General features: G+C 37.1%; 14 protein-coding genes. All 14 read right to left on the reverse strand.

The genetic code is table 11. The features are described from left to right. Positions 1-204: 204 nt before the first annotated feature. The 14 genes from mreB to nuoN all read right to left on the reverse strand — a co-directional run bounded on the left by mreB (position 205) and on the right by nuoN (position 14,963). Entirely contained in the window at positions 205-1,206 is a 1,002-nt protein-coding gene (mreB, locus tag AC1M36_RS17285) for a rod shape-determining protein (RefSeq protein WP_174100446.1), read from the reverse strand. Between the two features lie 162 nt (positions 1,207-1,368). Next, positions 1,369-1,641 carry a sporulation transcriptional regulator SpoIIID gene (gene spoIIID / locus AC1M36_RS17290; protein WP_336451581.1) on the reverse strand — a complete coding sequence of 91 codons (273 nt, stop codon included), beginning with the start codon at positions 1,639-1,641 and terminating at the stop codon, positions 1,369-1,371. A gap of 338 nt (positions 1,642-1,979) precedes the next feature. Beyond that, on the reverse strand, positions 1,980-2,822 hold the full coding sequence (locus tag AC1M36_RS17295; RefSeq protein WP_336451580.1) for a polysaccharide deacetylase family protein: 843 nt from the start codon (positions 2,820-2,822) through the stop codon (positions 1,980-1,982). A gap of 164 nt (positions 2,823-2,986) precedes the next feature. Further along, a complete protein-coding gene (locus AC1M36_RS17300; protein WP_174100448.1) occupies positions 2,987-3,121 on the reverse strand; it encodes an ABC transporter ATP-binding protein in 135 nt (44 codons plus the stop codon). A gap of 141 nt (positions 3,122-3,262) precedes the next feature. Then, entirely contained in the window at positions 3,263-4,207 is a 945-nt protein-coding gene (spoIIQ, locus tag AC1M36_RS17305; RefSeq protein ID WP_336451579.1) for a stage II sporulation protein SpoIIQ, read from the reverse strand. A 162-nt stretch (positions 4,208-4,369) separates the two neighbouring features. Then, positions 4,370-5,077 (reverse strand): ABC transporter permease, encoded by a 708-nt coding sequence (locus AC1M36_RS17310; protein ID WP_336451578.1) that lies wholly within the window; start codon positions 5,075-5,077, stop codon positions 4,370-4,372. After that, a complete protein-coding gene (locus AC1M36_RS17315) occupies positions 5,077-5,919 on the reverse strand; it encodes an ABC transporter ATP-binding protein (protein WP_336451577.1) in 843 nt (280 codons plus the stop codon). Before AC1M36_RS17315 ends, AC1M36_RS17310 begins: the two co-directional genes overlap by 1 nt. A 189-nt stretch (positions 5,920-6,108) precedes the next feature. Beyond that, the gene (locus tag AC1M36_RS17320) at positions 6,109-7,116 is read right to left on the reverse strand and encodes a LytTR family transcriptional regulator DNA-binding domain-containing protein (RefSeq protein WP_336451576.1); all 1,008 of its coding nucleotides are present in this window, start codon (positions 7,114-7,116) and stop codon (positions 6,109-6,111) included. Positions 7,117-7,285: 169 nt separating this feature from the next. Beyond that, complete coding sequence (locus AC1M36_RS17325; protein WP_479846074.1) at positions 7,286-8,902, reverse strand: long-chain fatty acid--CoA ligase; 1,617 nt, start codon at positions 8,900-8,902, stop codon at positions 7,286-7,288. Between the two features lie 744 nt (positions 8,903-9,646). Then, entirely contained in the window at positions 9,647-10,660 is a 1,014-nt protein-coding gene (gene spoIID, locus AC1M36_RS17330; protein WP_336451574.1) for a stage II sporulation protein D, read from the reverse strand. Between the two features lie 231 nt (positions 10,661-10,891). After that, positions 10,892-12,196 carry a UDP-N-acetylglucosamine 1-carboxyvinyltransferase gene (gene murA / locus AC1M36_RS17335; RefSeq protein ID WP_336451573.1) on the reverse strand — a complete coding sequence of 435 codons (1,305 nt, stop codon included), beginning with the start codon at positions 12,194-12,196 and terminating at the stop codon, positions 10,892-10,894. A gap of 35 nt (positions 12,197-12,231) precedes the next feature. Next, complete coding sequence (locus AC1M36_RS17340; RefSeq protein WP_336451572.1) at positions 12,232-12,939, reverse strand: YwmB family TATA-box binding protein; 708 nt, start codon at positions 12,937-12,939, stop codon at positions 12,232-12,234. A 52-nt stretch (positions 12,940-12,991) separates the two neighbouring features. Beyond that, complete coding sequence (locus tag AC1M36_RS17345) at positions 12,992-13,228, reverse strand: DUF1146 family protein (protein WP_003202077.1); 237 nt, start codon at positions 13,226-13,228, stop codon at positions 12,992-12,994. Positions 13,229-13,448: 220 nt separating this feature from the next. Next, on the reverse strand, positions 13,449-14,963 hold the full coding sequence (gene nuoN, locus AC1M36_RS17350; protein ID WP_336451710.1) for an NADH-quinone oxidoreductase subunit NuoN: 1,515 nt from the start codon (positions 14,961-14,963) through the stop codon (positions 13,449-13,451). Between the last annotated feature and the right edge of the window lie 7 nt (positions 14,964-14,970).

Genomic DNA, 14,970 nt, shown 5'->3' on the forward strand with positions numbered 1-14,970 from the left:
ATCCTAAAATAAAAAAGAACGACCAAAAGGTCCATACATATCGACTAATTGAGTTCATCCTTTTCGGATTGATCTAAGTAATTTTCATAAATAGATGTAGGTAAATTCCGGCTCACATGAGGAGTTTTAGAGGGAATAATATCTGAAAAAAATAAAGAGGCCTCCCAAATTTATTGGTAAGCCTCTTCAAAAATTTTTCTATAACTATTTCAATAAACGCTTTGGCAATTTATCAATATTCTCTAACATAATGCCTGTACCAACAGCAACACAGTGCATTGGATTTTCAGCGATTAGTACTGGTACTTTTAATTCTTCTGCTAGAAGCATGTCGATACCGTGTAGTAATGCGCCGCCGCCTGTTAGGATCACGCCGCGGTCAATGATGTCTGCAGATAATTCTGGTGGCGTACGTTCTAGTACACCTTTTGCAGCTTGTACAATGATAGAGGCGTTTTCTTTTAACGCTTCTGTAATTTCTTCTGAACATACTGTGATTGTACGTGGTAAACCTGTTACCATGTCACGTCCACGAATTTCAAGTTCTTCACTACGTGCACCTGGGAATACTGTACCGACTTTAATTTTAATGTCTTCTGATGTACGTTCCCCGATTAATAGCTTGTACTTGCGTTTAATATAGTTTAAGATTTCCATATCAAACTTGTCACCAGCCATTTTGATAGAGGAGGAGGTAACAATATCACCCATTGAAAGTACGGCAATATCTGTTGTACCTCCGCCAATATCAACAACCATATTTCCGCTTGGTTGGAAGATTTCCATACCAGCACCAACAGCAGCTACTTTTGGTTCTTCTTCTAAGAATACTGTTTTACCACCTGAACGTTCAGCGGCTTCACGAATTGCTTTTTGTTCGACAGATGTGATGTTTGTTGGACAACAAATTAAAATGCGAGGTTTTGAAAAGAAGCTCTTCACGTCCAGTTTGTTAATGAAATACTTTAACATTGCTTCTGTAATCTCGAAATCTGCAATTACACCATCTTTAAGCGGACGAATCGCTACAATATTACCAGGTGTACGTCCTACCATACTTCTTGCTTCTTCACCTACCGCTAATACTTTTCCAGTATTGCGATCAATTGCTACAACAGACGGTTCGTTTAAAACGATCCCTTTACCCTTTACATGAATTAATACGTTAGCCGTGCCTAGGTCAATTCCGATATCTCTCGCAAACATTCCTGCTTTTTCCTCCTTGATATTCAAAATCAGGTTGTACCCGAATTCTTTTACACCTAATTCCTGATTTTATCATAATTTTAACGGAAACGTAATATTTGAAAAAATAATTCTTCTGAAAAATGTTCCGTAATGATCAAGGAATGTTTGCCGTATACTGAATTATTGCCGCACGATTTTTTCTGTATCTTCTTTTCGATACTTTTGCTTCGTCGCTTCCCCGCCCCTTAGGTGGCGAATCGACTTATGATAATCAAGAATTTCTTTCACTTCATTTGCGAGCTCTGCATTAATTTCTGGTAAACGTTCTGTCAAATCTTTATGAACTGTACTCTTTGATACCCCAAACTCTTTCGCAATCACACGAACTGTTTTTCTTGTCTCCACGATATACTTGCCAATCTTGATAGTTCTCTCTTTGATGTAATCGTGCACACCACTCGCCTCCCTAAATTGGATGTGAGAAGTGTGAAATGAGACTCGCTGCATATGACTAAGAAGTAAATTCGAGTGCTGTTTGTAAGCGTTAAACATTCTGGAATTTATAATGAAATGATTCACGATTTCTCACCTCAAACACTCTCTTTGCATTGGTTTATACCATTGTATTGCCCACATTACTGATATATGCTACAAGTTCGGTATTTTTGCGGACTAAGTTAAGAAAAATTACAATTTTGTTTGAGAAATTAAAAAAAAGAGTGTATAGGAATGATTTCACAATCATCCCTATACACTCTTTCACTTACACACATTATTTAATTAACGTCATCTTATTTTTTTACTGCCTCATAATTACCTGAAACTATATCAGTAAATATATCCATATTCATTTGCGGCTTCATTACAAAGCTGTTGACTTCCAAGGGCCCATTATCTGGTCTAGCATACCCAGCATTTGTAGTAAATGCTAAATGGAAACCTAATTCTTTTAATAACTTAATTGAATTCTCATCATACGCTCCAAATGGATAGCAAAAATATTTTGTATTTAAAACATTTTTACTTAATTCAATATCTTTTTTTACATCAGCGATTGGTTTAGTTACAAAATCAACCTTTCCCTTACTAAGTTCATTATGAAGATCATGTGAATGACTCCCAAATTCAAAAGTATCCTTCATCTTCTGAATATCCAATTTGCTAAGAAACTGTAATTGTTTCGCATCAAACTTTTCTTCACCATCTTTTAATTTAGATGTAATTGGGAATGACGCTGCATGCATTTTATATTTTTTTAGAATTGGATATGCATACACATAATTTGATTTCCAACCATCGTCAAAAATAATTAAAACACTTTTATCAGGTAATTTTTTCTTATGTTTTACAAATCCCTCGAATTCTTCTAATGTCAACGTTTTATAACCATTATCAGCTAAATACTTCATTTGTTGTTCAAATGTTTCTACCGATAAAATTGAATCCATATTCTTGAATTTCTGATTTTCATTTTTTTCTTTTTCCTTAAGTAAATGATGGTACATCAAAACAGGTACTTTCTCTTCTTTAGTACCTTTACTAAAAACAGCAAATACAATTCCACCAATCAACACAACCGCTGCAGCAATAAAAATTAACAGCTTTTTTGAACTTTTACCCTTTCTAGCTTCCAAGTTAAAACTCCCCCTCAAACACAACAAAAAAACACAGTACTTTTTACAACATACTGCACCTCAATATTGCTTTCTTATGTAAAAATCACAATTAGTATTATACGTGCTAAAACCAGAAATTCCAATAGTTGTATAAAAAGAAAAACACCCCTGCTTTAGGAGCGTCATTCTTCCTGATCACATTCTTCCTCTAATAATTGATGGTGGGGAACTTCTTTCTTACTAGCGATGTAATAATATAAAGTAAATAAGATAAACAACAAAATAAGAGCAATCGACAGAACAAATAAAAACGACATAGAATCCCCTCCTTTTCTTAATATATATTCGAGAATTCTGTCCAATTTCCTTGTTATTGCTATCTTTCTCTCGAAATGAACCATTTTTATATAATAATAAAAAAATCAGTTCCCCTAGTGAGAACTGATTTTTTCGTTTTACTATTCTTGTGTAGAAGAAGAGTCGCTAGATGATTCCGTAGAACCATTTGTTGATTTCTCTTCTTTTTGCTGTTTTTCATCAGCTGAACCATTCGTTGATTTCTCTTCTTTTTGCTGTTTTTCATCAGCTGAACCATTCGTTGACTTCTCTTCTTTTTGCTGCTTTTCATCAGCTGAAGTTGATTTTTCTTCTTTTTGTGATTTTTCATCCGTTTTACCATTTGTTGCTTTTTCATCAGCTGAGCCATTTGTCGCTTTCGCTGCTCCTGCCTCTGCTTTTACGTCTGTCGCAAGTTTGTTAAGGTAACGCTCTGGATTTACAGCTACATTATCTTTACGTACTTCAAAGTGTACATGGGAACCTGCTTCCTTATTCATTGCGCTTAAACCGGATTTTCCTAATACTTCACCTTGTGCAACTTTTGCACCTTTTTCTACTTTTACACTGCCTAAGCTTTGATAAGTTGTTGCAAGACCATTTCCGTTATCCACTGTTACAACATAACCGAGAAGTGAATCTTTTTCCGCTTTTTTTACTGTACCACTTAAAGCAGCTGTAACATCAAATTCCTTCCCGTTTTTCGCAGCAATATCAATTCCTTTGTTAGGAGAATATGTGTTGTTATAAAAGACAAGTGCTTGTTCTTGCTCTTTCTCCGGTGCTCCATCCTCATAGAACTTCTTCTTCACAACAACATCTACATTCGTTGCAGCTGGCATTTTCACCACTTCTGAAGATTTTGTTACTGGCACTGCTGGATTTTCCGTTTGACCGTACGGCGTTGCTTGCTCGTTATTAGGCGCTTTCTTTGGATTCGCTGCCTGGAACCATAGAGCAACTGTTAAGATTATCGCTGCACATGCAATATATAGTGCAGGAAATACCCAACGTTTTTGAAATAAATGAACTACCTTCCGCGACTTTTTATTATTCCTTCCTCGCATTCTATCATCACCTCAGCAATCATTTTGAACAATATTCATTCATCCTATACAACCTATAACTAATTACTTTTCGACAAAATCTGTAAAAATATGTATAGGAATTGCAAAATTTCCGAGGAAATGATAGAAAAAAGAAAAAACTGAGCGCTTTGGCTCAGTTTTTTAGTCTAGTTGTTTCTTTTTGTAGACAATAAGACACAAAATAATTGAGATGATTAACCAAATGGAGATATTTAATAGGTTTGTGTCAATTGCAGAGAAACCTTTATCCTCTACTATACTTACAACCGCATCAAAAATATGGCTTGTCGGTGAATAAGATAACACTTTTTTCAAAACATCATTTTTTATAAAATGACTTAAAAATGGAGCCATGAGTAAGATCATTGCAATCGGTGATGCAATAACAGAAACTTGCACTAAATTTTTAGCTAAAAGAGCAATAATTGTCCCAAATACGATAAATAGCAATGTTCCTAATAAAATCACCATAAACATGAGCAAAATACTTCCCTGTAAAATATCTAATATAAATAAATTAAGAAAACTTATAGCAAACGTTAAAATAATGATTGGTAGTGCTTTTCCAATAATAATTTCAACTGACGATGCAGGAGATAGCATAAGCACACGTAACGTATGTTTCTCCTTCTCTTCTGCAATAAGGGTTGCCTGCGAGATTGTTGTAACCATACATAATACCATGACGATTACAATCCCTCCCATAAACTCCTTACCATCTCCCATTTGCTTATAAAACAACGCCAATCCAAGTGGTAAAATTGCCATCAATAATATTTGTGCGTTATTTTTCAAATCCTGCATCTCTTTACGTAAGATAGCTGATAAACGTCTCATTGAAAATGTCATTATAATCCCCTCCCAGTTACTTCAATAAAGATATCCCCTAGTGTTGGCTCATAAGAATGAATTGATAAAAGCTCTCCTTTTTTCATCCATTCTGAAATACGTTTTGCGCCTAATTCATCTTTTTGCACTGTTTCTTTTTTCTTATCTTTTAAAACAACTTCAATTTTGTCTTTTGCGTATTGTAGACGAAGATTTTCTGGTGTATCAAGTGCTACAATTTCACCACCGCATAAGAAGGCAATACGATTACAAAGTGTTTCTGCTTCATCCATGTTGTGTGTTGTTAAGAAGATCGTTGTTCCTTCTCTATTTAAGTCTTTTAAGATGTTATGAATGTTTTGAACATTGACTGGATCAAGTGCTGATGTCGGTTCATCTAAGAAGAGGATATCTGGTTTGTGCAGGATTGCTCGTGCTAAAGTTACACGCTGTTTCATTCCTTTTGACAATTTCTTTACTGGTGTTTTTTTATCTTCTATTAAGTTCACTTGCGATAGCACTTCATCAATTCGTTCTTTTTTACAATCATATAAGTCGCAAAATAATAGTAAGTTATCATAAATGCTAAGTCTTTCATATAAGCCGCTGTTATCTGTTAAAATGCCAATTCGTTTATAATCGATACTATTTGGCCCTGTAATATCTTTCCCTAGTACTCTCACTTTTCCAACACTGTGAAGCAATTGAGAAGTTAAGATTTTCACTGTTGTTGTTTTTCCTGATCCACTCGGTCCAAGAAATCCGAAGATCTCCCCTTGCTTCACTTCAATATTTACATTTCGAAGTGCTGTTTTTTCATGAAAGGTTTTCATTACATCCTTCATTTCAATTGCCAATGTCATTTCGCCATCCCCTTTGTTTTTCTTTTATAGATCATTTCGCTTCAGCAGCTCATTTGCCGCCTCTGCTTGTTGTGTTCGCTTTTCTTGACCTAATCATATGAAAAACAAAGAAGCTCTGCAGTGAAATGCCAATAAAAGGAGTATTATTACCGGTGAATGAATCTTATTTTCAGCTGGGTGGAGCATCATTTATAGCCCAATCACACCTTTTAATTCATCCATTCGCCCTTTCGAAAGTGGAATGGAACTTTTTCGTTCATCATCCAAAATTAAGCTAAAGCTATTCCTGGTCCAGGTGATTACTTCTCGTACTCGCTGTAAGTTAACAAGGTAAGAACGGTGACATCTGAAGAATCCAAACCCTTTTAACCTTTCTTCTAACTCACTTAATGTTAACGCGCATACAAAGTCTCCCTCGCGAACATGAATATGCGTCGTTCCATTTTGCGTCTCAATAAAATGAATTTCCATTGGATCAAGCAAAATGATTTTATCATTCACTTTCGCAGGGATTCTCTCAAGCTTCATTTGCGGCATCATTTGCACGACGTTTTCTGAGTCTATTTCCTCATCTTCTTCCTGCTCAATTTCTACTTTTTTAACGCCATCTGGATTTAATATATACACATCTTCTGTTAGAGAAAGTGCATCCGATAAAAAGGATGATGTAATAAAGATGGCCTTTCCCTGTTCTTTCATCTTCATAATTGCTTTTCGAATGATAATTGTGCTTTCTATATCTACATTTTGTTCAGGTTCTTCCAAAATAATTAAATCCGGATTATGAATCATGACCCGGCCAATATGAAGACGACGTTTTTCAGAAAATGATAGCTTTTCAATTTTAACGTTCATTTTATCTAGTAAACCAACATACTGGACAACTTCTTCTATGCTAATATTCGAGTCATACAATCCAGATAAAAAGGCGAAATATTCTTTTACTTTCAAGCGATTGTATGCTTCATCTTTTAAAAAGCAAAAACCAATGCGCGAGTAAGCTTGCTTTTGAATCAACTCCCCGTCAAATAGAACACTCCCAGTCGATGCCTCTTCCTCGCCGATTATAATGCGGTGCAAAACCTTCGCCGTATGATTGTTACATTGCAGCACAACACATTGCCCTTTTTCAATTTCAAGCTGAATCACCTGCAACTGGTTCGTCTTACCCAATTGTTTTAGCTCCAGTAACGCCATGTTTTCTCCCCCAGATTGTTTTTATCTTATTATATCAAACAACTAATGGAAAATTATGATATTTATTCCGAAAATAAAAAGGAGCTCATTTAGCCCCTTTTTGATTGATTTGTATGATATATTTTATCGAAGCACCGATATATTACTCTAAGCGAGCGGCATACAACTATTATTTCTGCTTCACCATATAAGTTTTCAACTGATCACGCAGCGCTCTTTTCAGGAATTTCCCGACGGATGTTTTCGGGATTTCCTCGACAAATAAAATATCGTCTGGCATCCACCATTTCGGGAACTGGTCTTCTAATAATGCATAGAGCTCTTCTTGTTCTACTGCTTGTCCTTCTTTTAAAACAACGCAGGCAACAGGGCGTTCTTGCCACTTTTCATGCGGAACGGCAACGACGGATGCCTCTAGTACTTTATCATGGGCCATTAAAGCATTTTCTAGATCAACAGAGGAAATCCATTCACCGCCGCTTTTAATTAAGTCTTTCGTCCGGTCAGCAATTTTGATAAACCCTTCAGGATCGACTTTGACAATGTCCCCTGTATGGAGCCAACCGTCTTTCATCGACTCTTCTGTGCGTTCGTCTTTATAATAACTACCAGCAATCCATGGTCCGCGGAGGCACAGTTCACCCATTTCTTTCCCGTCCCACTTAATTTCTCCATCTTGACCAATTACCTTCATTTCAAGGCCTGGGAATAAGTAACCTTGGCGGGAGCGCAATTCGTAATATTCTTCTTTTGGTAAATCACGCTGATATGATTTTGGACAGTTAATGACAACAGCTGGACTGGTTTCGGTCATTCCATATATTTGCCTAAAAGCAATTCCGTAGTTCTCTTCATAGGTGCGAATCATACTTGTCGGAGCTGCTGACCCACCTGACCATATCGTACGAATACTACTAATATCATACGGGGACTTTTCAAGTTCTTGTAATAGACCAATCCAAATTGTTGGTACACCAGCAGTAATCGTCACCTTCTCACGTTCAATAAGCTGCGCTAAAATTTCCGGAGTAAAGTGTGGTCCTGGTAAAACGAGTGTTATTCCGAACCATGTACTAGCAAAAGGAAGCCCCCATGCGTTTACATGAAACATCGGAACGACAGGCATACAAGTGTCTTCTTCTGATATATTACCGCCGTCTACAAGGCCGAGCGTATAACTGTGGAGCGCTATACTACGATGTGTATACACAACGCCTTTCGGTTTCCCTGTCGTTGCGGAAGTGTAGCACATACCCGCAGGTTCTTTTTCATCTAAGTTTGTTAGGAATGGGAATGTTTCGTCGCCGTCTTCAAGTAGTTTGTTGTAATGATATACTGGTGATAGTGTTGTGTGAGGTAGTTCGTGATCATCTGTCATAATAATAAATGCTTTCACATGAGGAATTTCGTGTTGAATACTTTCGAGTACGGGAACCATATCTTCATCAACAAGGATGATTTTATCTTCGGCGTGGTTAATGATATATGAAATGTAATCTGCGGAAAGTCGTAAATTAATCGTATGTAACACCGCTCCAATTCCTGGAATCGCAAAATATGCTTCCAAATGGCGGTGGTGATTCCAAGCAATTGTTCCGACTTTATCTCCCTTTTCAATTCCCATTTTACTTAATACACTTGCAAGCCGCCTTGTCCGTTTCGCTATCTCTCCGTATGTTAATGTTTGAATGCGTGATGCAGTACGTGAAATAACTTCCTTCTTTGAAAAATATTTCTCTGCTCTCTCCAACATTGCTGGAATGAGGAGTGGTACATCCATCATCATATTCCATGCCCCCTGTTATTATTTTACATATATACATACATCTGTATTATAACACAGCACATCTAGACAAAATATTGTAACCTTTCTTTTGTTTTCTACAAAAAATGACATCTTATTATCTAATTGTCTTCTCTTCAAAAAAAAGGAGATATCCAAAAGTAGCTGAATAGCTACTTTTGAACATCCCCCTCTTTCGACTTGAACTACCTTCATAATTGTGTATTAAAGCCCTAATCCCTCTACTATACATAAACACATCCTATAAAACAGATCATTTATTTTCACAAGATTATTAGTGTACACATACAAGAGAAACTGAAGCTAAGTTTTAAATCAATTCTGCTTTATAGAACGCATCCACAAGTAATATTTCACCACATGAATTATTTATTACTTGATTTATAATTCATTATGCAAAATTGCATTTAAAAACACATTGATAAACATGAAATCGCTTACTATAATCGAGGTATCAAGGTTTTATATATTTTAATATTTCAACAAACAGGAGGTAATCGTATGGAAATCGCAATGGCTGTATTAAAATTTATCGGTGGTGTAATCCCATTAGTACAAGAACTTTTAAAAGCAGTAATGTAGGTTTATTATTCTGCAATTATTTTAATATTTATCATACAAATGATCTGCATATCCAAACATTTTTGGTATGCAGATCATTTGTATGAACAAAATTCAGTAAGGAAAAAGCCCATCTAGTATGATGGACTCGGTACTACGTCTTATTTAGTTCTTCGCCATTAACTTTCCTTCATAATCGTTTAGCGTCTTAATTTCGATCCCTTTATAGTAATGAGCAACAATATCTGTATACCCTTTTCCCTCTTTCGCCATTCCATTGGCACCATACTGACTCATGCCAACGCCATGACCATACCCTTTCGTTGTGACGACAATGTTATTTCCTTGTTGTTTCCACGTAAAGTCAGAAGAGCGTAACTCTAGTTTCGTTCGCACTTCTTTTCCTGTTAATGTTTTTCCTTGAAACTCTACATCCTTCACTCGTTTTCCTTCTGTACGTTCTTTAATGTTACCGACTTTTCCGTTTTCCAACACCTTTACGCCAAGGCGCTTTTGAAAATCAGCTACAGTAAAAGTTTGCTCACTCGCAAATTTCGGAGCAGCTTGGTCCCAAGGACTGTCTACGCTTTTCAAATATGGTAAGTCCTTTCCCCAGTAGTCTGCAGCATTTTCTGTATAGCCGTTACTTGTTGAGAAGAAGGACGCTGTAATAGGAGTACCTTCATAAGTTAAAACTTGTCCGGCTGTTTCAGATACAGCTTCTTCAATCTTCTTCAAGTTTTTCTCATACTCTTTGCCCCATGTCCTCTTTAATTCTTCTTTACTATGGTAGACTTGATGCTTGACCGTATCTGTCACATCCGCATTATTTTCCTTACTTCCACTTAACATACGCTGTACAATAAATGTCCTTGCCGCTAATGCCTGTGCCTTTAATGCCTCTATTTCAAAGCTAGCATTCATCTCAGAAGCTACTACACCTGCAACATACTCTTCCATCGGCACTGTTTCTACCTTCTTTTGCTGACTGCGATACACAGCGACTTGCACAGCAGTATTTACCTTTTCAGGGGCTGGCACATTTTGCACAGCTGGAGGATTTTTAGGCGGCTGACTTACCTTCTCTTTCGTAAACGGAATGACAAGTACGGTCGGTACAATAATGACGAGCGCCACTAAGAGCGCTATTGTAATGAAAAGTGGCTTTGAAATTTTCATCTTTTTCCCCCGATATGAAATTGGATTCATTTCATTCTTATGGGGCATGACAAGTTTTTAGAACATATCGGAAGGAAGTTCTTCTCATAGAAGTAGTAGTAAAATTTCTTTTCAAACAAACGAATTTTCCAAATATTTTTAATGAAACGTGCATAAGCCGAGTATTTCTTGACTATAACAGTAATAGAAAAAAAATCGCCCCCATGTCAAAAGACATAGAGACGATTTTAATTAAGCGTGAAGATCAGAAATTTGTTGCTGCTTCACTTCTTCTACTTTTTCGTTTACACGTTCAATTGTTGCACCTAATGCAGCTAGTTTCTCATGGAAGTTTACATATCCACGATCAAGGTGTTTTAATTCTGTTACACGTGTGTAACCGTCTGATACTAAACCAGCTAGAATTAATGCCGCTGCAGCGCGTAAGTCAGTTGCTGCTACTTCTGCACCTTGCAGGTTGTTAGGTCCATTCATAATAACAGAACGTCCTTCAATTTTAATATCTGCATTCATACGACGGAATTCTTCAACATGCATGAAGCGGTTTTCAAATACCGTTTCTGTAATCATGCTCGTTCCATCAGCATGTAATAACAATGCCATCATTTGTGATTGCATGTCTGTTGGGAAACCAGGATGAGGCATTGTTTTAATATCAACGGCTTTTAATTTACTTGGTCCGATAACACGTACGCCTTCATTTTCCTCAATCACCTTAACACCCATTTCTTCCATTTTCGCTGTAATAGAGCGTAAATGTTCTGGCACAGCATTTTCAATTAAGATGTCTCCACCAGTAATTGCTGCTGCAACCATAAATGTTCCTGCTTCAATACGGTCAGGAATAATAGAATGGTGTGCACCATATAATTTATCAACGCCTTCAATACGAATCGTTCCAGTTCCAGCTCCGCGTACTTTTGCTCCCATTGCATTTAAGAAGTTAGCTAAGTCAACGATTTCTGGTTCTTTCGCTGCGTTTTCAAGGATTGTTGTCCCTTTTGCCAATGTAGCAGCAGACATAATGTTTTCTGTTGCACCTACGCTTGGGAAGTCTAAGTAAATTTTCGCACCTTGTAATTGTCCATCTACATAAGCTTCAACAAATCCATTCCCAACTTTTACTTTCGCTCCCATTGCTTCAAAGCCTTTTAAATGTTGGTCAATTGGACGTGAACCAATCGCACATCCACCAGGAAGTGCAATACGAGCACGGCCATTACGTGCTAATAGTGGTCCCATTACTTGAACGGACGCACGCATTTTTCGTACATATTCAAATGGTGCTTCAATATTTAAATCCTTTGAAGCATCGATTGTTACTTGATTATTTTCAAATACGACTTCAGCATTTAAATGACGTAATACCTCATTAATTGTGTATACATCAGACAAAACTGGTACTTCAGATAGTACATTCTTTCCATCACTCGCTAATAGGGCTGCAGCGATTATTGGTAATACAGCATTTTTCGCGCCCTCAACACGCACTGTGCCGTTCAACCGCTTTCCGCCACGGACGATGATTTTTTCCAATTTATTCCCCTCCGTGTCCTTTTTTCAATATCTATTCAATACTCAGAAGTTATGATCGGTGTGCCAACCACAATTGTATCTTTGTTGTCTGTAGAACGTATTGCTATTTGCACATTGATTTTCTCTCTATTTGTTGAAAGAGCGTCATTCCACTTTTTATTATATGCGGAGACTGACACAAATGCTCTTTCTTCTATCTCTTCGATCGCTCTTGCTGAAAGATCTTTCAAAACCTGATTGGTTTTATTTTGCAAAACACCTTCAATCTTATCATTCAGTACACCTTGAACACAAGTGTAAATTTTAGGTTTTGTACTAAAAATTTTATCCATTTTTTGAATGTTTTTAGGGTTCCATTTTGACCCACTCACTTCAAAGATAATAAAAGTGTTTTCTTTAGTATTTTCCTTACTCCAAGTTACTACTATTCGTTCTTCATGGGAAGAAAATTTTTTGTATGCCGTTGCTTTATATCCATCATGAGACTGTTCCAATTCCCATTTTTGAATATTCGCTTTTTCTTTCACTTCATTTAACAATTTTTGAAACGTATGTATAGTAGAAATGGTTTTGGTTTCTCGTGCTAACCATGACCACCGCTCTATCTCTGTTCCGTTTTTTTCAAGAGCTGCAATCATACTCTCCATTTTCTCTTCGTCACTTACGGGCTTTATCTGTTTATACCCGACCAAGAATACGACAATACTTACGACAACAATAAGAATTGTTTTCAAACTTTTCAAGTTTCATCCCCTCCTACCCCCATTGTTAACGGAGATATGAGGTTCTATACACTTACTTTACTAAATACGTTAAACTCTTCGAATACCCTAAATAATCAAGGAAAAAGTTGCTGACAGATGTCCCGATTGCAATCGTAACAAGAATAAGCAAAATCCTCGTTTGCAATACCTTCCCAGACTTCATCAGGCGTTCGATATGAATACCTTGTAAGGCCCACCACGTAATGGTAATAAACAATAAATGCGAAACAATCGCAATCAGTGCTTGTTGCCCTAAAAGTTGCGCCAAAAAAATCGACTCCTTTTGTTTGGCTTACCATTACTTAGGATGCAAAACGATCCCATATAAATGGAAACCACACTTTTTCCCGCCTATAAATAGGCAGTATAAAGTTCTCCCTTCAAAAGAAGCTGAAGGGGGCACTACCGCGGAAACATCTCCGTCTTACTAGACGCTTCTGCTCCACAATAAAAAGCGTAGAGTGGTGACCCTACACTTTTTATTTTCACTATTGTACCACGTTCCCCGTAAAGAAGAAATCTTTCATGAGTGGAAAATATTCATAAAAGAAATTGTAGCCAATCGCCGGCAGAATCCCGAGTAATACGATTGCAATTGCACAAAAACTAATAACAATTTTCAAGTTAATCGGTACGTGTACCTGGTCTTCTTCACTGCTCTTTCGAAAGAACATTTGCTGCAAAATACGGAAATAATATACAAATGAGATAACGGTTGTGCCCATCATGACTGATGCTAGCACGTAATGAGCTGGACTAGCTGTAAAGGCACTTAAAAAAATGTTAACCTTTCCGATAAAACCAGCTGTTCCTGGAATTCCTGCCAAAGATAGAATAAAGATGGTCATCGCCGCAGAGATAAATGGAGAACGTTTGTATAAACCAGAGAAAATTGTTAAATTTTCCTTTCCACTTTGTAAGATTAATCCGTGGATGACTGCAAAAGCTCCTATATTCATCAGCACGTATGCCAACATATAAAACCACATACTATCCATCGTAAATGGCGATAACGCTACAAGTGGAACGAGTAAATATCCAGCATGAGCTATACCAGAATAGGCAAACAGACGCTTCACGCTGTATTGCTTTAACGCTACGACATTACCGATAATCATTGTAATTCCGGCTAAAATCGCAATATATATACTCATATTACTGAATACGGATTGCTCACTTCCATGAATCGGTATACCGCCGAATACCATAAGGAACAATCTGATCATCATAATAAATCCGGCGATTTTAGAGATTGTCCCGAGGAAAGCTGTAACAGGTGCCGCGGCACCCTCATATACATCTGGCGCCCACATATGAAACGGCACTGTCGCAATTTTAAAGGATAAACCAACAAACAGAAGCAAGAAAGCAAGTGATACTAAAAGCCTGATGCTTCCATCCACACCTTGCATCAGAACTTCCTGCATCGCAATTATATTAGTCGCACCCGTAATCCCATATAAATAGCTCATTCCAAAAAGCGTAATGGCCGTTCCAATTCCGCCATTAATGACATATTTCATCGCCGCTTCATTCGAAGCACGATTTTTCTTTCGAATCCCCACTAAAATGTACGAAGACAGTGATAACAACTCTAGGCCAATAAAGAGCGTAATAAAATCAACACTCGATGCCATGAACATTGCCCCGAGAACTGCCATTAAAAATAAGTAATAGTACTCTCCTTTATCTTGAATCGGCTCTTTTTTATCATCGCTCATCGCCATACATAAAACGAGAACAGCTCCAATTAATAGTAACGTTTTAAATCCTTTTGAAAATCCATCTAATACAAACGAACCGCTTAAAATATCACCAGCTGGTTCACCATATAGCATAATTAACGCGATAAGTGATAGCACCGCACTACCAATCGCACCAATCCCTAAATACTTACGATCAAACTTCAAAAATAAATCAAGAAGCGAGAGAAGGATGGCCGCCCCAAGAATGATGAACTCCGGTACCATTAGATGCCAAGATAAGCTAAGTAATGTATTCATATCCATC

It is taken from the genome of Bacillus sp. Medicinal_06, assembly GCF_056711665.1.

Excerpts from the sequence above, each read along its gene's own strand:
- AC1M36_RS17325 (WP_479846074.1), bottom strand. The coding sequence starts at position 8,902 with ATGATGATGGATGTACCACTCCTCATTCCAGCAATGTTGGAGAGAGCA.
- spoIID (WP_336451574.1), bottom strand. The coding sequence starts at position 10,660 with ATGAAAATTTCAAAGCCACTTTTCATTACAATAGCGCTCTTAGTGGCG.
- AC1M36_RS17320 (WP_336451576.1), bottom strand. The coding sequence starts at position 7,116 with ATGGCGTTACTGGAGCTAAAACAATTGGGTAAGACGAACCAGTTGCAG.
- AC1M36_RS17310 (WP_336451578.1), bottom strand. The coding sequence starts at position 5,077 with ATGACATTTTCAATGAGACGTTTATCAGCTATCTTACGTAAAGAGATG.
- spoIIQ (WP_336451579.1), bottom strand. The coding sequence starts at position 4,207 with ATGCGAGGAAGGAATAATAAAAAGTCGCGGAAGGTAGTTCATTTATTT.
- AC1M36_RS17315 (WP_336451577.1), bottom strand. The coding sequence starts at position 5,919 with ATGACATTGGCAATTGAAATGAAGGATGTAATGAAAACCTTTCATGAA.
- AC1M36_RS17300 (WP_174100448.1), bottom strand. The coding sequence starts at position 3,121 with ATGTCGTTTTTATTTGTTCTGTCGATTGCTCTTATTTTGTTGTTTATC.
- nuoN (WP_336451710.1), bottom strand. The coding sequence starts at position 14,963 with ATGAATACATTACTTAGCTTATCTTGGCATCTAATGGTACCGGAGTTC.
- mreB (WP_174100446.1), bottom strand. The coding sequence starts at position 1,206 with ATGTTTGCGAGAGATATCGGAATTGACCTAGGCACGGCTAACGTATTA.